Source organism: Stenotrophomonas sp. SRS1 (assembly GCF_026130205.1).
Taxonomy (GTDB): Bacteria; Pseudomonadota; Gammaproteobacteria; order Xanthomonadales; family Xanthomonadaceae; genus Stenotrophomonas; species Stenotrophomonas rhizophila_B.
This window is the reverse complement of the sequence record NZ_JAINFD010000001.1, coordinates 149,935-167,745: the sequence shown is the minus strand read 5'-3', so window position 1 is coordinate 167,745 and position 17,811 is coordinate 149,935. Positions and strand designations below refer to the sequence as shown.

Genomic DNA, 17,811 nt, shown 5'->3' with positions numbered 1-17,811 from the left:
CACGGACACGGACTCCTTGGCGGACGTGGCGGCGGCGAGAACCAGCGGCGACCGGGGTCGGCGGTTCCTGGGACGGGATGACCCAATCCACGCCCCGGTGAATTTAGATCGATTTAAGTAAAGCACGGAGATTTCGGCGGATGCATTCTGCGCTGCAACATGCACGCGTCCTCCGCCAACGCGCGCCGCGCGCCGTGCCGCGCGGAACGCCCGTCGCCCACCAAGGTGTCCAGGAAACGATCGCGGCAAGTGCCTGTATGCGAGGTGTAGAGGGAATCCCCTGTTGCGCTGGCTCGTAGCGCCCGCACTGCGGACGGTCGCTCATGGTCCATATTGCGGAGCAGCATGCTTCCCGGCGCCGGTCGTGTTAAAAATTCGCCGCCAATCGTTTAGATCGATCCAACTTAAAACGGTCACGATTGCCGGAAGTGGGGAGCCGGGGGACTGCCCCACGCGATGCATGCGGGACGCGCCAGGCAACTCGACGCCCGAGATGATTCGCCTTCAACATTAGATCGATTCAAAGAATTCGTATCGCCACCGTTTCAATCCAGGAGAGGGAGAGAGTGGAATGAAGATGTCACGCATGCACCGCCGCGTCAGGTTGTCCGCGGCCATCGCCAGTGCCTTGGCCACCGCCGTCGTGCCGGCCAGCGCATTCGCGCAGCAGGCCAGCCCGGCGACCGGCACCCCTGATGCAACCACGCTCGACAGCGTGACCGTCACCGGCTACCGCTACGCCATCGAAAAGAGCCTTCAGCAGAAGCGCGATGCGAACGCGGTGGTGGAAGTGATCACCGCCGAGGACGTGGGCAAGTTCCCCGACAAGAACGTCGCCGATGCGCTGCAGCGCGTGCCCGGCGTGGTGATCACGCGCAGCGGCGGCGAAGGCAAGAGCGTCAGCGTGCGCGGCCTTGCGCCCGACCTCACCCTCACCCAGTTGAACGGCAATTACGTCGCCACCTCGGAAACCAACAACGAGGCGTCGCGTTCGTTCAACTACACGCTGCTGCCGTCCAACATGCTGTCCAGCGCGGAACTGTTCAAATCTCCCGAAGCGCGCATCGACGAAGGCGGCATCGGCGGCACGGTGATCCTGCATACCCGCCGTCCGCTAGATATGGAAGCCAACTCGGGTTACGTGAACCTGGAAGGCACCTCGTCGGATACCAGCCACGACATCGATCCGCAGGCCTCGGCGCTCTACTCCTGGCACAGCAAGGACGAACGTTTCGGCGTCCTGGTGGGCGTGACGCAGCAGAAGCGCACCAGCCGCACCATGGAAGCCAGCACCGAGGACTATCAGTGGTATGGCGCCGGCGACGCGCGCGATGCCAACGGCAACGTCCTGGCGCAGGATGGCATCCACTACTGGTGGGGGCAGTCCGGTTTCAACAACCAGACCGGCGGCAACTACAGCGACTTCTTCATGCCGACCTCGGTCAACTTCGCGGTGAAGGAAGAAAAGCGCGAACGCAAGGGTGGGCAGCTGACCTTCCAGTTCAAGCCGCTGGACAACCTGACCCTGACCGCCAACTACTTCCGCTTCGAGCTGCAGGGTGATTACACCCAGAACATGCTCAAGGTGCCGGAGTGGAGCATGGCCCGCTTCAACGGCGACGGTAACTGGGCCGGCGGCCGACTCCTCAACGGGCTCGATTTCGATCCCAGTGGCACCATCGTGACCGGCGCGCAGTTCGAGAAGCTGCCGGGCAAGGCCTACATCTGCAGCGAAGAACAGGCCGCAGCGGCTGGCCTTGCGCCGGGCGGCTGGGGTCCGGATGACTGCACCCTGCCCACCCCGCAGCTGACCGGCGGCTACAGCAAGGAAAAGGCGCTTTCCCAGACCGCCGATCTGGCCGTCGAGTGGGACATCAGCCCGCTGTGGAAGGCCTCGTTCACCGGTGGCCGTACGTGGTCCGAGGGCGGCCCGTCAATGAACTTCCGGATGTCGGCCAAGCCGCGCCGCAAGGTCGGTGCGGACTATCTGTCGGGTAACCAGTACACCGCATGGGACCTGACCGGCACGCCGTCGGTGCAGTTCTCCCCGGACCTGCAGGACCAGTTGATGGCCGGCATTGCCGAGGTCGACACCGGCTCGACCGACTCGTCGTGGATGCAGACCGAGGTTGAACAGAACTACTTCCAGGCCGACTTCACCAAGCTGTTCGAAGCCGGCTGGCTGGACTCGATCCAGTTCGGCACCAAGTACCGTGACGGCAAGGTCCACCGCAACACCGGCAACACCTATTGGGTCTGCCAGGGGCTGGATCCAGCCGACTACGATAACAACCGTTACCAGGCCGGCTGCGATTCCACCGCCGGTGATGCCCAGCCGGGCTTCTTCCTGTCCAGCCCGATCAGCAACATCGCCGGCGGCTTCAACGCCAATGTGTTCCCGGGCGTCAACTACCCGGCCTACATCAATTACCTCAACCAGACCTACGGCGGCTCGCACAACCGGACCGAAGAAGACTTCGTCTACGACGTCAACGAGAAGATCTACTCCGGGTACTTCCAGGCCAACTTCCGGACCGAGCGCGTCCGCGGCAACGTCGGGGTGCGCGTGGTGCGCACGCAGCAGTTCGCCCAGTCCAGCGATTCGGTCGAGCGTTTCAACGACTACTTCGTGGACAACGCCAACGGCTCGCCGATGAGCTGCGATGATCCGGCGGCCGATCCGGCCCTGCGCTGCCAGGGCGGCTTCGTGCGCCTGCCGGACAATCAGGTCCGCGACAAGGTGTACACCCTCAGCTCGCTGGACAAGACCTATACCGACTTCCTGCCCAGCTTCAACATCGCCTGGGACATCACCGACAGCCTGGTGCTGCGCGGCGCGGCGTCGAAAGTGATCGCACGTCCGGGTTACACCAGCATCGCCTACCCGGGTGGCCTGAGCTACATCAGCGAGGAATACAGCAACGACCGCCGTGTCGCCGGCGGCACCGACACCCCCGGCTGGTACGGCTCGGGCAGCAACAAGAACCTGGAACCGTTCGAAGCCGTCCAGTTCGACCTGGGCCTGGAGTGGTACTTCAAGCCGGGCTCCGCCGCGGGCGTGGCCCTGTTCCGCAAGAACGTGGACAACTTCACCGTCCCGGTGGTGCGCGACCAGCAGATGACGGTCGGCGGCCAGACGGTCACGGTGCAGAAGTACGCCACGGAAGCCAACGGTCGCGATGGCGTTTCGCAGGGCGTGGAGGTGTACGGTCAGTACACGTTCGACATGGGCTTTGGTGTCCAGGCCAACTACACCTACAACGACACCAACCTCGCCTCGATCGTGCTGGATGGCGAAGAAATCGGTGCCTCGCCGCTGGTCGGCAGCGCCAAGAACCAGGCCAACGTCACGATCTTCTACGAGAACGACAAGCTCCTGGCCCGTGCCTCGTACAACCGCCGTGGCGAAGTGGTCGGTGGCCTGAACAACGGACTGACCACCTACACCAAGCCGTACGACCAGCTCGACCTCAACGTGGCCTACAACATCACCCCGGACTGGACGGTGACCGCCTCGGTGCTCAACGCCACCAAGTCCGAGCTGCAGAGCTACATCGGCAATGACAGCCAGGCCCGCCTGCTGTCCAACATCTATGCCGGCCGCCAGCTGTATTTCGGCGTGAACTGGAAGTTCTAAGAGCGGTCCTCCACGGCAGCTGCGCTTGTACAGGCGGCTGCCGTTTCTTTTAACGGGGACGGGGGTAGTTAATCGTGTTATCCGTAGAGCCACCCCATGGGTGGCTGCACGTTGCAGGATCAAAGCGCAGCCACCCATGGGGTGGCTCTACCCGCGGGCTTCTCAGCGATCCAGCGCCGCGCGCAGTGCGCTGACCTGCGCCACGTCGGTGGCGGTCCAGTCCGGCGACAATCCGGTCAGTGCTGGATTGTGGTGGCGCATTGCCGACCGCTGTGTGGCCTTCGCCGAGGCGTGCAATTCAATGCACCCACTGCGTTCGGCGACCTCCACGACATTGGCCGCCGTGATTCCCGCACCGGCCATCAGCGAAATCCGATCGCCTGCCTGGGCCACCAGTGCGGCCAGGACATCGGCACCGGCCAGCGCGCTGGCCTGCCCCCCCGAACTCAGGATGCGCTGGCAGCCCAGCGTCACGATCTGCTCCAGCGCCGTCCCCATATCACGCGCGGCATCGAAGGCGCGGTGGAAGGTGATACCGAGCGGGCCGGCGGCGGACACCAGTTCGCGGCACAGCGCCATGTCGATGCCGCCGTCGGCCTCCAGGGCACCGATCACCACGCCATCGCAGCCGAGCGCACGGCAGTGCGCGACATCACGCAGCATGATTTCAGCCTCCTGCGCGGTGTAGAGGAAATCGCCGGGACGCGGCCGGATCAGCACGAACAGTGGAATCCGCAGGCGATCACGGGCGACGGCGATGCTGCCCTGCGATGGCGTGGTGCCGCCCTCGGCCAGGTTGTCGAACAGTTCGATCCGATCCGCGCCCCCCTGCTGGGCGGCCACCGCAGAGGCCACCGAATTGGACGCGATCTCCAGTACCCGACGCGGCCCGCTCACGTCTGTTCGCTCGTGTACACCGAGGCGGAATCGCGCAGATCGTCCTGCCGGTTGGTGTCGCAGACCGCGTAGACGAAGCCGCGATGCAGTGCGTAGGCGCCTACCTCACCGTGCTTGTTCAACGCGAGGAAACACACCTGCAGGGTCTTGCTTGCCTCCGGACGCTTGCGCACCACCCGGGCGATCGCCTCGCGGCAGGCGTCGGCCGGTGAGCGGCCCTGGCGCATCAGTTCGACCACCAGGAACGAAGCCGCGTTGCGGATCATTTCCTCGCCGACGCCGGACGCGGTGGCCGCCCCGACCTCGTTGTCGACGTAAAGGCCGGCCCCGATGATCGGGCTGTCGCCGACGCGGCCGTGCATTTTCCAGGCCATGCCACTGGTGGTGCAGGCACCTGCCAACCGACCCCCGGCATCGATGGCGAGCATGCCCAACGTGTCGTGGTTGCTGCTGTCGCCGGGGCGGCTGCGCCGTTCGGCATTGATCTCAGGGGTGTACTGCGCGGTCTTGAGCCACTCGCGCCACGCTTTTTCAGCGTCCGGTGTAAGCAGCTTCCTGCGTTCGAAGCCCTGCTGCACCGCGAACTGCTGCGCGCCCTCCCCGACCAGCATCACGTGCGGGGTCTTTTCCATCACCCGCCGCGCCACCGAGACCGGGTGCACGATATCGCTCAGCGCTGCCACCGATCCACAGCGGCCATCGCCGTCCATGATGCTGGCATCCAGGCTCAGCACGCCATCACGGTCAGGATTGCCGCAGCGCCCGACGGTGGGATTGCACAGGTCACTCTCGGCCCATCGCGCACCGGCCTCCACGGCATCCAGCGCGGAGCCGCCGGCCGACAAGGTCTTCCACGCCACCTGGTTGGCACCCACGCCAAAATCCCAGGTAGACACGACCCGTGCGCCGGACGCGCTCCGTGCCTGCAGCGTTGGCAATGCCAGCGCACCGGCGGCCAACGCGCTCGCCTGAAGGAATCGTCTGCGGTCATTCATCGGTGCACCTCCAGAGAATCGACAACGATCGAACTACGCAGCGGACCGGCGATGCTCCACATGCCAGACCGCCGCCCCAAGCACGCCGAGCTCACCATGGTCCACGCGCCAGATCGGCACCTGGCGCAGCACGTCGCGCATCACCCCCTTGGCCAGGAAGCGCTCGCGGAAGCGGCCGTCGCGCAGGAAGCGGTCCACGCGCGTGGAGATGCCGCCGGCCAGATAGACCGAGCGTGCACCGAAGGTCGTGGCCAGATCGCCCGCCAGACTGCCAAGCCAGGCACAGAACACGTCCAGCGTCTCCACCGCCACCGGATCGCCGCCCTCATGCGCGGCCGCAATCAGGGCCTCGGTGCTGGTCCAGCGCGGCGTGACGCCACGGATATCGCACAGGCAGGGATAGAGGTTCATCAGGCCGCCGCCGGACAGCACGCGCTCGTTGTCCACGTGTTCCCAGCGCTGCAGCAGGCGTGACAGCACGTCCAGCTCCAATGCATTGCAGGCCGTCAATGCGGCATGGCCGGCCTCGCTGGCAAGCGCCGGCCGCTCGCCACCTTCAAAGCGCAGGGCTGCCCCCAGGCCGGTGCCCGGGCCGAGCACCAGCGCCGGCCAGCGCGGGGTAGCATCGGCGTCCCCGTTGAGGGCGACCAGCGTGTCCGGCGCCACATGCGGAATCGCATAGGCGACCGCTTCGAAATCGTTGATCAGCGCCAGCGAGGCCAACCCGGAATCCTGACGAGTCCGCGCCACCGACACCGGCCACGGCAGGTTGGTGTTCACCAGATGATCGCCATCGAGCAGGCCGGCGATCGCGACCACCGCCGCGGCCGGCGGCGCAGGCAGCGTGCTCACGAAATCGGCCAGGATCGCGGCAAGGCTGACATGATCGGCGCAGGCGTAACGGCGCAGGCCATGCAACGTCGGCGCGGTGCCGGCGCGCACGGTGGCCAGGGCAACGCGGGCGAAGGTACCGCCCACATCGGCCACGATCAGCGTTTCTTTCTCAGTATCCCGGTGGGCCGCAATGGGCGACCTCTCAGGTTGGGCCGGATCCGGTACCGCTGCGCTCACTCGCTTGCCTTGATTGAATCAATTGAATCCCGGCGATTCTCAGGCATCACCGGGGGATTGCAAAGCCGCGCCCGCCATACAGTGGCGTACTGAAGGGCGCGCAGGTAGATCAGGGCTTGGCGGTCTGCAGGCGGTAGCTGGTGCTGGCCGTGGCGGTCGGGCCATCCCCCTGCACCGCACGCACCTCCACTCTGTGCTCGCCTACCGGCAGGTTGGTCGGCAGCGCGCCGCGCCACAGGTGCGGCGACGGCGTAGCTTCCGGCGAGCGGTCGAAACCACGCAGGCGCTCGGCGGTATCGTCGGCGACGTTCTCCTGCAGCAGCCGCGGATCGGGCTGCTCGACACGCTTCATCGGCTGCCAGGCGCCATCGTCCACGCGGTACTCGACCAACGAATCGGCCTGACCCATGAACACGTTGGCGTATACGCCCCACGCCGGATACGCGCCCTGGCGCAGCACCTTCGGCGCATGCAGGGCGATCTGGTAATCGTCCGGCGCACGCGCCACGTAATAGCGCAGGCCGTAGTCGCCACCGGGCTTGACCGACAGCACCGCATAGCCGTTAGGGGTGCCATCGCTCATGGTCGCATCGGGAATGCCGTTGCTGTCCTTCACCCCCGACCAGAACGCCCCGCAGGCCGCGCCCACGTTGTACTCGTGCAGCGGCTTGCTGCCCTGCCAGCCTTCGGCCGCACCGTGGTAGTAGTGCTGCTGGGTGTGGCTGTGGCCGCTGAGCACCAGCACGTTCGGGAACTCCTTGAGCAGCGCGAACAGGCGCGTGCGGTCCGCATGGCGGAACGTCTCACGGCCCGGCGCCGCATCAAACAGCGGAATGTGCATGCCGAGCACGATCAAGCGATCACGTTGCAGGCCCTTCAGGTAGTTGGCCAGGAAGGTGAACTGGTCCGCGCGCAGACCGCCCACGTAGCTCGGCTTGGCCTTGGGATCGTAGACCACGTCATCGAGGAACACGAAGCTCGCGCCGCCCTCTTCCACCGCATAGGTGTCCGGGCCGTACACGGCGCGCCAGCTGTCCAGCGAGTGCGCGTCGTTGCCTGCGTCCATGTCCAGATCGTGGTTGCCCGGCACATGGAACCATGGCACCTGCAGCTGCGCGGTGACCTTGTTGATGTCCGGGTACAGGCTCAGGTCGTCGTTGACGATGTCGCCCAGGGTAGTGCCCAGCCGCGCCGGGTGCTTGCCGATGATCGGCTCAACGATGGCGCGCTGGTAGTAACCGATGTCCTGGCGGCTGGCGGTCTGCGAGTCACTGAACACCAGCATCTCGAAACCGTTGCGTGCCGCATCGGTGCCCTTGGCCGGTTCCAGCGCGAAATCCCAGTTGCGGGTGCCGCCGCCGGTGGCGCGGATGCCGTCGTACTTGAGCGTGGGCGAACCCTGCGGTGCGTAGTGGCGCCAGTACGAGGGCAGCCCGTTGGCGGCGGCCGGGAAGCGGTACTCGTCGGGCTTGATCACGAACACGGTCTGCCCCTCTCGCACCGGCAGGCTGTAGCTGCCATCGGCAGCGGTACGCACGATCGTTTCCCCGTTGGAGACCTGCACACCGGCCAGGCCGGGATCGGTCGGGCCGCGCCCGGGCTTGCCGTCGCGCTCCTGATACACCTTGCCGGTGACGGTCGTTTCAGCAGCCCAGGCAGGCGAAGTCATCAACAGCAGGCAAGCCAGCCAGGCGGCAGTACGGGTCATCGGGGGCGGTCCGGTCGGGGGCGGGGAAGTGTAGAGCCGCACATCATCGCCTGCACCGCGTTTCACCGACGTTAAACGATGTGCGGCCCGCGCTTACCCCGCGTGGCGCGCCGCCAGCACCGCGACCGCATCATCCAGCGACAGCCCACGCGCACGCAGCAGCACGGTCAGATGGAACAGCAGATCGGCCGACTCGCCCAGCAGCGCCTGGTCATCCTGTACCACCCCTGCCAGCGCGGTCTCCACACCCTCCTCGCCCACTTTCTGCGCGATGCGGCGGATGTCGCCGTCGAACAGCGACGTGGTGTAGCTGCCGGCCGGGCGCTGCTGCTCGCGCTCGCGCACCACGGTATCCAGCCGGCCCAGGAAGTTCCCCGGTGCCAGCGGGAAGCAGCTCTCGCTGCCGGTGTGGCAGGTCGGCCCGGCCGGGCGCGCACTCACCAGCAGCGTGTCGTTGTCGCAGTCAACCCGCACGGCGGTCACCGCCAGCACGTTGCCGGAGGATTCGCCCTTGGTCCACAGCCGCTGCTTGCTGCGGCTGAAGAAGGTCATGTGGCCCGTGGCCAGCGTCTGCTCCAGCGAGGCCGCGTTGGCATAGCCGAGCATCAGCACGCGCAACGTGTCGGTGTCCTGCACCACCACCGGCAACAGTCCATCGCCCTTGCTCCAGTCCAGCTGCGCCAGCGCCTCGCGCGACGGCTGCACGTCAATGGAATCCACCTCAATAGACATCTCGAACCTCGATCTGCTGCTCGCGCAGGAACTGCTTGAGCGCGGGAATGGCAATGGCGCCACTGTGGAACACGCTGGCGGCCAGTGCGCCGTCAACATCGGCCTGGTCGAACACATCGGCGAAGTGCTGCATCTCGCCAGCGCCGCCGGAGGCGATCAGGGGCACCTGGCACAGCGCACGGGCCTGGCGCAGCTGGGCCACATCATAGCCGCGGCGCACGCCATCGCTGTCCATGCAGTTGAGCACGATCTCACCGGCACCCCGACGCTGTGCCTCCACCACCCAGTCCAAGGTACGGACCGCCACCGCCTGGGTCTTGTCCGGATCGCCGCTGAAGCGGCGCACGCGCCATTCGCCGTCCGCCTCGCGCACCGAATCGATACCGACCACCACGCACTGGACGCCGAAGGCATCGGCCAGTTCTTCGATCAGTTCGGGCCGACCGAGAGCCGGCGAGTTGATCGAGATTTTGTCGGCACCGGCATGCAGCACGCGCCGCGCGGTCTCCACATCGCTGATCCCGCCGGCCACGCAGAACGGAATGTCGATCAAGCGCGCGATGCGCTCGATCCAGGCCACGTCCACCGCGCGCCCTTCCGGGCTGGCGCCGATGTCGTAGAACACGAGTTCATCCGCACCCTGGTCGCGGTAGCGCATCGCCAGTTCGGCGATATCGCCCATGTCCACGTGATCGCGGAAGCGCACGCCCTTGACCACGCGACCATCGCGCACATCCAGGCACGGAATCAGGCGGCGGCTCAACATGCCAGCGCTCCTTCCAGGGTCATGCGCCCTTCCAGCAATGCCTTGCCGAGGATCGCCCCGCCGCAGCCGACCGCCTTGGCCTGGGCGACATCGTCGGCATCACGCACGCCGCCAGAGGCCTGTACCGCCACGCCGGGAAGCAGCGCGGCCAGATGCTGGTAGAGATCGATGTTCGGCCCGGACAGCATGCCGTCGCGCGCGATATCCGTGCACAGCAGGTGCTGCATGCCCGCCTCGGCGTAGCGCTGGGCCAACACGTCCAGGGTGTCCTGGGCGGTCTCGGTCCAGCCATGCACCGGCAACAGCCAGCGGCCATCCTCGGCCTGGCGCGCGTCCAGCGCGATGGTCAGCCGTTCCGGACCGAACTCGCGCAGCCAGCCGATCACGGTGTCGGGCTCACGGACCGATACCGAGCCGACCACCACGCGGGTGGCACCGGCATCGAGGATGCGCGCGACGTCATCGCGCGAGCGCACACCGCCGCCGGTCTGCACCTTCAGGCCGGTCTGCGATGCGATCGAGGACAGCAGCGGTGCCAGCGTGTAACCACCTGCGCGGGCCGCATCCAGATCCACCAGATGCATCCAGCTCGCGCCCGCCGCAGCAAACGCCTGCGCGCGCGGCAGCGGGTCATCGCCGTAGGTGGTCTGCTGCGCGTAGTCACCCTGCAGCAGCCGCACCACGCGGCCTTCGCGGATATCCAGGGCGGGATAGACGATGAAACTCATGTCGGTTCGTTCTCGACGAAATTGCGCAGGATGCGCGCGCCGGTATCGGCCGAGCGCTCCGGGTGGAACTGGGCGCCACTGTGCCGGCCGCGCTGCACGACGGCCGCGAACAGCCCGCCGTGATCGCAGGCCGCGACAGTGTCTTCGCCCAGGGGCGCGGCGTAGCTGTGGACGAAATACGCGCTGGCCCGCGCCGGCACGCCGGCCAGCAGCGCTGACTCGCGCAGGGGCAACAGCCGGTTCCAGCCCATGTGCGGCACACGGATGCCGGTGGCAGGACGCAGGTGGCGCACGACCCCGGGCAACAGGCCCAGGCATTCGACGTGGCCTTCCTCGGAGCCATCGAACAGCAGCTGCATGCCCAGGCAGATACCAAGCAGCGGCACCTGCAGCTCGCGCAGCGGCTGCACCAGACCCTGCGCATGCAGACGCGCCATGCCGTGCGGGGCCGCACCAACGCCGGGCAGGATCACCCGCGAGACACCTTCGAGGCCCTGCGCATCGCGCACCAGCCGCACCTGCACGCCCAGACGTTCCAGCGCATAGCGGACCGAGCCGAGGTTGGCGCCACCCGCATCGATCAGCGCAACCTCGGTCACAGTGCCCCCTTGGTGCTCGGCAGCGCAGTGCCCTGCCGCGGCAAGGCCTGGCGCAGCGCGCGCGCCAGCGCTTTGAAGCAGGCCTCGACCTTGTGGTGGTCGTTGTCGCCGCGCACGCTCAGGTGCAGGTTCAACCCGGCCGCATCGCACAGGGAGCGGAAGAAGTGCGGCACCAGCTCGGTCGGCATGTCGCCCACCCGCTCGCGCTTGAACTCGCCTTCGAAGACGAAGTACGGGCGGCCGCTGAAATCCAGCGCGGCACTGGCCAGGGTTTCATCCATCGGCAGGGTGAAGCCGTAGCGACCGATGCCGCGCTTGTCGCCGAGCGCCTCACGCAGGGCCTGGCCCAGCGCCAGACCGGTATCTTCAATGGTGTGGTGCTCGTCGATGTGCAGGTCGCCCTCGGCCTGCACGCTGAGCGCGAAGCCGCCGTGCTTGCCGATCTGCTCCAGCATGTGATCGAAGAACGGCAGCCCGGTGTGGGTCTGCGGCTCGGCGGTGCGATCCAGATCGACCTCGACCCGGATCTTCGTTTCCTTGGTATTGCGCTGCACGGTGGCCCGGCGCGGCGCATCGGCCAGCTCATGCGCGATCGAGGTCCAGTCCCAGTCGCCGCCAAACTGCTCGGTGCGCAGCTGGAAGCCACGGATCTTCATGTTCTCGGCGAACTGGATATCGGTCAGGCGGTCACCCACCATCGCCGAGCGCGACCAGTCGATGCTGCGGTCCTGCAGGTAGGGCAGCATCAGGCCGATACCCGGCTTGCGGGTCGGTGCGTTGTCCTGCGGCCAGGTGCCGTCGATCAGCACGTCACGGAAGGTGATGCCCTGGCTGGCGAAGATCTGCAGCATCAGGTCGTTGGGGCCATCGAAGCTCGCCTGCGGATAGCCTTCGCTGCCCAGGCCATCCTGGTTGCTGACGATCACGAACTGATAACCCGCGTCGCGCAGCTTGAGCATCGCCGGGATCACATCGCGCACGAAGCGCAGCTTCTCGTACGCGTCGATCTGGAAATCGGCGGGCTCTTCGATCAGGGTGCCGTCGCGGTCGACGAACAGAATCGGGGTCATGCGGCAGCCCTCCGGGCCATCAGGGCGGCGAGTACACGGTCGTTCTGTTCCGGGCTGCCGATAGTGATGCGCAGTGCATCGCCCAGCTGCGGCGCGGCACGCTGGTCACGCACCACCACACCGGCGGCGAGCAGCGCATCGAACGCGCCCTGTGGGTCGGCAAAGCGGGCCAGCAGGTAGTTGCCCTGCGAGGGATAGACACGCACCACACCGGGCAGCGCGGCCAGGCCGGACTGCAGGCGGGTACGTTCAACCTTGATCTGCGCGATGCGCTGGATGGTGATGGCCAGGCTCTCGGCGCCGAGACCGGCCAACGCCAGCTCGGCACAGGGCGCGGGTACCGGATACGGCGCCTGGCAGCGGCGCAGCAGCTGGATCAGCGCAGCATCGGCGATCAGGCTGCCAATGCGCGCGGCTGCCAGCGCATGCGCCTTGGACAGCGTGCGCAGCACCGCGATGTTCTCGTAACGGCTCAACAGCGTGGTCGCGGACGGCTGCTCGGCGTACTCCCCGTAGGCCTCATCCACCACCACCAGCGCCCTGCCCTGCAACGCCGCGGCCACACGCTCGATCTCAGCCATCGGGATCACACTGCCGGCGGGATTGGACGGTGAGCACAGGAACACCAGCTTGGCGTTACCGCCCAGCGCAGCGGCGATCACCGCATCGGTATCGGCGACCAGCGCATCGCCCTGATCGACCAGGGGCACCTCGATCAGCGGCGCGTTCTGCAGGCGGGCGCAGACGGCATACATGCCGAACACCGGCGGCGTGGTCACCACTGCATCGCGGCCCGGCTCGCACAGCGCGCGCACCAGCAGATCGATGGCCTCGTCACTGCCACGGCCGATCAACAATTGTTCGGCACAGCAGCCGTACAGCTCGGCCAGCCGATCGCGCAATGCTGCCGGCTGCGGGTCGGGATAGCGCCGCGCGCCGCCAGCGACGTCGGCCGGATTGGCCCACGCCGATTCATTCGCGTTGAGCCAGACATCCCCGACCAGCACACTGCTGCGCGCTGAGGAATAGCCGGCAAACGCCTGCAGGTCGGCACGGACCAGGGACAGGAGGGAGCCAGTGCTCATGCGGCCGCCTCCATGCGCAGGGTCACCGCGTTCTCGTGGGCATCCAGGCCTTCAGCGCGGGCCAGCACACGGGCACACTCGCCGATCGCCGCGATGCCGGCGGCGGTGGCCGACTGCACGCTGATCAGGTTCTGGAAGCTGGCGACGCTGACGCCGCTGTAGGCACGCGCGGCACCGGCAGTGGGCAACACATGGTTGGTGCCACTGCAGTAATCGCCGAGCGCTTCGGGGGTGTAGTCGCCGAGGAACACCGAACCGGCCGCTTCCACCTTGTCCAACCAGGCCCGCGGCTCGCGCAGCGCCAGGATCAAGTGCTCCGGGGCATACCGGTTGCTGATCGCGAAGGCGTCGTCCAGCGAATCAACCAGGATCAGCCGCGAGGATGCCAGCGCCTGCGCGGCGATCTGCGCACGCGACAGCTGTGCCAACTGCGCCTCCACGGCCGCTTCAACCTGATCCACCATTCCCGCATCGTCGGTCAGCAGCAGCACCTGCGAGTCCGGACCGTGCTCGGCCTGCGAGAGTAGATCGGCGGCCACGAACGCGGGATTGGCGCCGGCATCGGCAATCACCAGCACTTCGGACGGCCCGGCCGGCATGTCGATCGCCGCAGCGCCGTCCTGGGCGACCTGCTGCTTGGCTTCGGTCACGTAACTATTGCCCGGGCCGTACAGCTTTTCGCAGGCGGGAACGCTGTCGGTGCCATACGCCATCGCAGCGATCGCCTGCGCGCCGCCCAGCTTGAACACGCGGTGCACGCCGGTCAGGCGCGCGGCCACCAGCACCGCAGGATCGGCACTGCCGTCCTTGCGCGGCGGCGTGCACAACACGACTTCACGACAGCCGGCCAGCTGTGCGGGCACGCCCAGCATCAACGCGGTGGACGGCAACGGCGCGCTGCCAGCCGGCACATACAGACCCACCCGACCGATCGGGCGCACCACGCGCTCGCAACGCACGCCGGGCGCGGTCTCGACCGCATAGCCTTGGCTCATGCCGGCCTGGTGGAAGGTACGGATGCGCGCGGCCGCATCGATCATCGCCTGACGCAGTTCGGCGGAGACGGCCTGCTCGGCGGCGGCAAACTCCGCCTCGCTGACCTCGAAGGTCTCCGGTGCCACCCCGTCGAAGCGCAGGGTGATCTCGCGCAGTACGGCATCGCCGCCTTCGCGCACCGCCGCGATCAACGCGGCAACGGACTCACGGGTGCGCGCCGCCACGGCCTGGACCGGGCGCTGCAGCGCCTGCGCCTGGGCGCCGGCATCCAACTGGGACCACGTCAAACGATTCATGCCAGCGACCGCTCCACACTCAGCACCATCAATCCCTGCGCGCCCGCGCGCTCCAGGTCCTCCAACCGCTGCCAGGTCAACGCACCGTGGCACATGGTCTGCAAACGCAGGTGGCCGCCATCATCGGGCAGCTGCACCAGCGGATCGGCATCGGGCAGCAGGCGGGTCAACTCGGAGACGCGGTCCAGCGCGGCGCGGAACATCAGCAGCTTGCTGTCCTGCACCTTCACCACGCCATCAAGACGACGCAGCAGCATGGCCATCAGCCCGGCGCGGGCGTCATCGGGGGTGCGGACCGGGCCGGCCAGCACCGCTTCGCTTTCCAGCAGGGTTTCGACCGGCTTGAGCTGGTTGGCAGCCAGGGTGGCGCCGCTGGAGACCAGATCGCAGATCAGATCGGCGGTGCCCAGGCGTGGGGCGATTTCGACCGAGCCGGACAGCTCGACCACCTGGGCATCCACGCCGCGCTCGGCCAGCCAATCGGCCAGGATCGCGGGGTAGCTGGTGGCGATGCGCTTGCCGGCCAGTTGCTCCACGCCCGTCCACTCCCACTCCTCCGGCACCGCCAGCATCAGCCGGCACTGGCCGAAGTTGAGCCCGCGCAGCGCCTGGTAGGCATCCGGCAGGCCGATCCGGCGGCGGGCGGCGCCCTGCTCGTCGAGCTCGTTGCGGCCGACGATACCGAAGTCGCACACGCCATCGGCGATCAGGCCGGGGATATCGTCGTCGCGGACCAGCAGCAGATCCACCGGCAGCGATTCGCCGTAGCAGAACAGCTTGTCGCGGCTCTGCCGCCAGCTCAGCCCGCAGGCGGTCAACAGGCTGCGGGCGGGCTCGGCCAGCCGCCCGTTCTTCTGGATGGCGATACGCAGCCGGTCACGTGCCGGGGCGGTCTGGGTTGCACTCATGGGGGAGGTCTCTACTCGGATTCGGGGGAGGTCGGCGTGGCGGCGATGGCGGCGGCGTAACCGCCGTGGCCGTGGTCCAGCGAGCGCGCCACGCGCCCGGTGGTGGTCACGCTGACCCCGGTCAACTCATGGATCTCGCGATACGGAACGCTTTGCTGCAGCAGCGGCACCACCTTCCAGCGGTCGGACAGCGCTTCCAGCTCGGCGGGGGTGCACAGGTCGCGCAGGAACGCGGTCACCGCGACCGGATCGGACAGGGCAGCAAAGGCACGCGCCAGCGAGGCCAGATCGGCCTGGGCGTCTTTCTCGCGGGGGACGGGACGTAGTTTCATCGTATCAATGTAATAGCGTGCTATTACATTAGCGCAAATGAAGGCATACGGTCAAACCGCCGCCGCAGGCGGACTGGGCCGGTTCAGGGTCTGGAAACGCGCAACGCCCGCATTGGCGGGCGTTGTGATGCGTATCCACAAGGAGGCGTGCCAACCCACGGTCGGCACCTACCGGCAGCGGACCTCGGCACGCAGTGCGCCACTGCGAAGGCATTCGCCGAGCAGGCTGCCCTGGCGACTGGCGAGTGACTCAACGGCCTCCAGAGGTCCGGCGCCGCCGGGACACTGGTTCCCGGCCAGCTCGCGCAGGTCGTGCTCAAGCTGTTCCCGATCGATCACATGGCAGCGATCGACCGAGAGCTGGTAGTGCCCCGGGCCGATCCGCTGGCTGCGCAGCGCCGGATCACTCTGGCAGGCCGCGAGCAGGAGCACCATCAGCGCCCCTGCCCCAGGCCGCTTCATGCCATCGCCTTGGCCTGCTCCAGCTCGACCTGCAGCGCGCTGGCCAGCTCGTCGCGGGCAACCTCGAACTGCTGCTCGCGCAGCAGATCCTTGACCGCCACCACGCCACGCGCCAGCTCATCTTCACCGGCCAGCACGACGAAACGGATGCCGGCCTTGGCCGCGTACTGGAACTGCTTGCCGATCTTCTTCGGCTCCATCTGCACTTCGGCGTTGATGCCGCCCACGCGCAGGCGACGGGCGATATCCAGCGACTCGGGCAGGCCGTTGTCATCCATCAGGGCCACCAGCGCATGCACGCTGCTGTCCTCGATACCGGCGATCAGGCCCGCTTCGCGCAGCTGCCAGAACAGGCGGGTCAAGCCGATGGAGATGCCCACGCCCGGCAGCTTGGACTTGCTGTAGTGGCTGGCCAGGTCTTCGTAACGGCCACCCGAGCAGATCGAGCCGATCTGCGGGTGGTCGGTCAGCGTGGTCTCGTAGACGGTGCCGGTGTAGTAATCCAGGCCGCGTGCGATCGAGAAGTTCAGGCAGTACGCGGTTTCCGGCACGCCCAGCGCCTTGACCAGCTGCAGCACTTCGCGCAGTTCGGCCACGCCTTGCTTGAGCGTCTCGCTGGCGGCGCCGTCGACCAACAGCGCGTCCAGCTGCGCCAGCGCGTCGGCATGGCTGCTCGAACGCACGGCCACGAAGGCCAGGATGCGCTCGACCTGCTCGGCCGGAATCGCAAAGCCCTCGCCCACCAGCGTCTCGCGCACGTAATCGGCGCCGCGCTTGTCCAGCTTGTCCACTTCGCGCAGCACGGCCAGCTGGCGCTCGCCATCGGCCACGCCCAGGCTTTCGAAGAACCCGCGCATCAGCTTGCGGTTGTTGAGCTGCACCGAGAAATCACCGATGCGCAGCTCCGCGAACACCGCGTGGATGACCGCCAGCACTTCGGCGTCATAGCGGGTGCTCAGCGCGTCCTTGCCGATCACATCGATGTCGCACTGGTAGAACTCGCGGAAACGGCCCCGCTGGGCGCGCTCACCGCGGTACACGCGCTGCATCTGGTAACGGCGGAACGGGAAGGTCAGGTCGTGCTCGTGCTCGGCGACGTAGCGCGCCAGCGGCACGGTCAGATCGAAGCGCAGTGCCAGCTCGGGCAGCGCTTTTTCTTCGGCTTCGGCGGCATTGGCCAGCGCGCCGGTCGACTGCACGAAATACACCTGGCGCTCGGTCTCGCCACCGGATTTGGTCAGCAGCACATCGGACAGCTCGAACACCGGGGTTTCCACCGGCAGGAACCCGAACCGCTCGTAGTTGCGGCGGATGACGTCCAGCATGCGCTGGAACGCGATCTGCTCACGCGGCAGCAGTTCCATGATGCCGGGCGGCGTACGGGGCTTGATCACTTGCGGGACTCCTGCGGAAACGGGGGGATGAGCGAGCGGCATATTCTAGCCGCAGCCAGCGCAACGAGCCGCATCCGGGCATCGGGACCGGGCCAATGGCGGCATGACGTATCATAGGCAGGTCCCGCTTGCTGA

At 67.2% G+C, this 17,811-nt stretch carries 16 protein-coding genes; 1 reads left to right on the top strand and 15 read right to left on the bottom strand.

Annotated elements, in window-relative coordinates; genetic code table 11:
• Window positions 1–571 precede the first annotated feature (571 nt).
• Entirely contained in the window at window positions 572–3,637 is a 3,066-nt protein-coding gene (locus K4043_RS00750; RefSeq protein WP_265307840.1) for a TonB-dependent receptor, read from the top strand.
• A 162-nt stretch (window positions 3,638–3,799) separates the two neighbouring features.
• Here K4043_RS00750 and K4043_RS00745 read toward each other — a convergent pair whose 3' ends face one another.
• The 15 genes from K4043_RS00745 to hisS all read right to left on the bottom strand — a co-directional run bounded on the left by K4043_RS00745 (window position 3,800) and on the right by hisS (window position 17,676).
• A complete protein-coding gene (locus tag K4043_RS00745) occupies window positions 3,800–4,534 on the bottom strand; it encodes a copper homeostasis protein CutC (protein WP_265307839.1) in 735 nt (244 codons plus the stop codon).
• The gene (locus tag K4043_RS00740) at window positions 4,531–5,529 is read right to left on the bottom strand and encodes a N(4)-(beta-N-acetylglucosaminyl)-L-asparaginase (RefSeq protein ID WP_265307838.1); all 999 of its coding nucleotides are present in this window, start codon (window positions 5,527–5,529) and stop codon (window positions 4,531–4,533) included. Before K4043_RS00740 ends, K4043_RS00745 begins: the two co-directional genes overlap by 4 nt.
• A gap of 33 nt (window positions 5,530–5,562) precedes the next feature.
• On the bottom strand, window positions 5,563–6,555 hold the full coding sequence (locus tag K4043_RS00735; protein WP_321160132.1) for a glucokinase: 993 nt from the start codon (window positions 6,553–6,555) through the stop codon (window positions 5,563–5,565).
• A gap of 154 nt (window positions 6,556–6,709) precedes the next feature.
• Window positions 6,710–8,308 carry a calcineurin-like phosphoesterase family protein gene (locus tag K4043_RS00730; protein WP_265307836.1) on the bottom strand — a complete coding sequence of 533 codons (1,599 nt, stop codon included), beginning with the start codon at window positions 8,306–8,308 and terminating at the stop codon, window positions 6,710–6,712.
• Window positions 8,309–8,401: 93 nt separating this feature from the next.
• Window positions 8,402–9,028 carry a bifunctional phosphoribosyl-AMP cyclohydrolase/phosphoribosyl-ATP diphosphatase HisIE gene (hisIE, locus tag K4043_RS00725; RefSeq protein ID WP_265308513.1) on the bottom strand — a complete coding sequence of 209 codons (627 nt, stop codon included), beginning with the start codon at window positions 9,026–9,028 and terminating at the stop codon, window positions 8,402–8,404.
• Window position 9,029: 1 nt separating this feature from the next.
• Window positions 9,030–9,806: an imidazole glycerol phosphate synthase subunit HisF gene (gene hisF / locus K4043_RS00720; RefSeq protein ID WP_152150670.1), complete on the bottom strand. Its 777-nt coding sequence runs from the start codon at window positions 9,804–9,806 to the stop codon at window positions 9,030–9,032.
• Complete coding sequence (gene hisA / locus K4043_RS00715; protein ID WP_265307835.1) at window positions 9,800–10,534, bottom strand: 1-(5-phosphoribosyl)-5-[(5-phosphoribosylamino)methylideneamino]imidazole-4-carboxamide isomerase; 735 nt, start codon at window positions 10,532–10,534, stop codon at window positions 9,800–9,802. The genes hisF and hisA overlap by 7 nt, the downstream gene beginning before the upstream one ends.
• Window positions 10,531–11,133 (bottom strand): imidazole glycerol phosphate synthase subunit HisH, encoded by a 603-nt coding sequence (hisH, locus tag K4043_RS00710; protein WP_265307834.1) that lies wholly within the window; start codon window positions 11,131–11,133, stop codon window positions 10,531–10,533. The genes hisA and hisH overlap by 4 nt, the downstream gene beginning before the upstream one ends.
• Entirely contained in the window at window positions 11,130–12,203 is a 1,074-nt protein-coding gene (gene hisB, locus K4043_RS00705; protein ID WP_123729115.1) for a bifunctional histidinol-phosphatase/imidazoleglycerol-phosphate dehydratase HisB, read from the bottom strand. The genes hisH and hisB overlap by 4 nt, the downstream gene beginning before the upstream one ends.
• Window positions 12,200–13,288, bottom strand: a complete 1,089-nt coding sequence (hisC, locus tag K4043_RS00700; RefSeq protein ID WP_265307833.1) for a histidinol-phosphate transaminase — start codon at window positions 13,286–13,288, stop codon at window positions 12,200–12,202. The genes hisB and hisC overlap by 4 nt, the downstream gene beginning before the upstream one ends.
• Window positions 13,285–14,580: a histidinol dehydrogenase gene (gene hisD, locus K4043_RS00695; RefSeq protein WP_265307832.1), complete on the bottom strand. Its 1,296-nt coding sequence runs from the start codon at window positions 14,578–14,580 to the stop codon at window positions 13,285–13,287. Before hisD ends, hisC begins: the two co-directional genes overlap by 4 nt.
• Window positions 14,577–15,488 (bottom strand): ATP phosphoribosyltransferase, encoded by a 912-nt coding sequence (hisG, locus tag K4043_RS00690; RefSeq protein WP_121036643.1) that lies wholly within the window; start codon window positions 15,486–15,488, stop codon window positions 14,577–14,579. Before hisG ends, hisD begins: the two co-directional genes overlap by 4 nt.
• A gap of 11 nt (window positions 15,489–15,499) precedes the next feature.
• The gene (locus tag K4043_RS00685; protein WP_259261016.1) at window positions 15,500–15,820 is read right to left on the bottom strand and encodes a YerC/YecD family TrpR-related protein; all 321 of its coding nucleotides are present in this window, start codon (window positions 15,818–15,820) and stop codon (window positions 15,500–15,502) included.
• Between the two features lie 168 nt (window positions 15,821–15,988).
• Complete coding sequence (locus K4043_RS00680; RefSeq protein ID WP_265307831.1) at window positions 15,989–16,255, bottom strand: hypothetical protein; 267 nt, start codon at window positions 16,253–16,255, stop codon at window positions 15,989–15,991.
• Between the two features lie 23 nt (window positions 16,256–16,278).
• Window positions 16,279–17,676, bottom strand: coding sequence for a histidine--tRNA ligase (hisS, locus tag K4043_RS00675; protein ID WP_259261018.1), 1,398 nt, complete (start codon window positions 17,674–17,676; stop codon window positions 16,279–16,281).
• Window positions 17,677–17,811 lie beyond the last annotated feature (135 nt).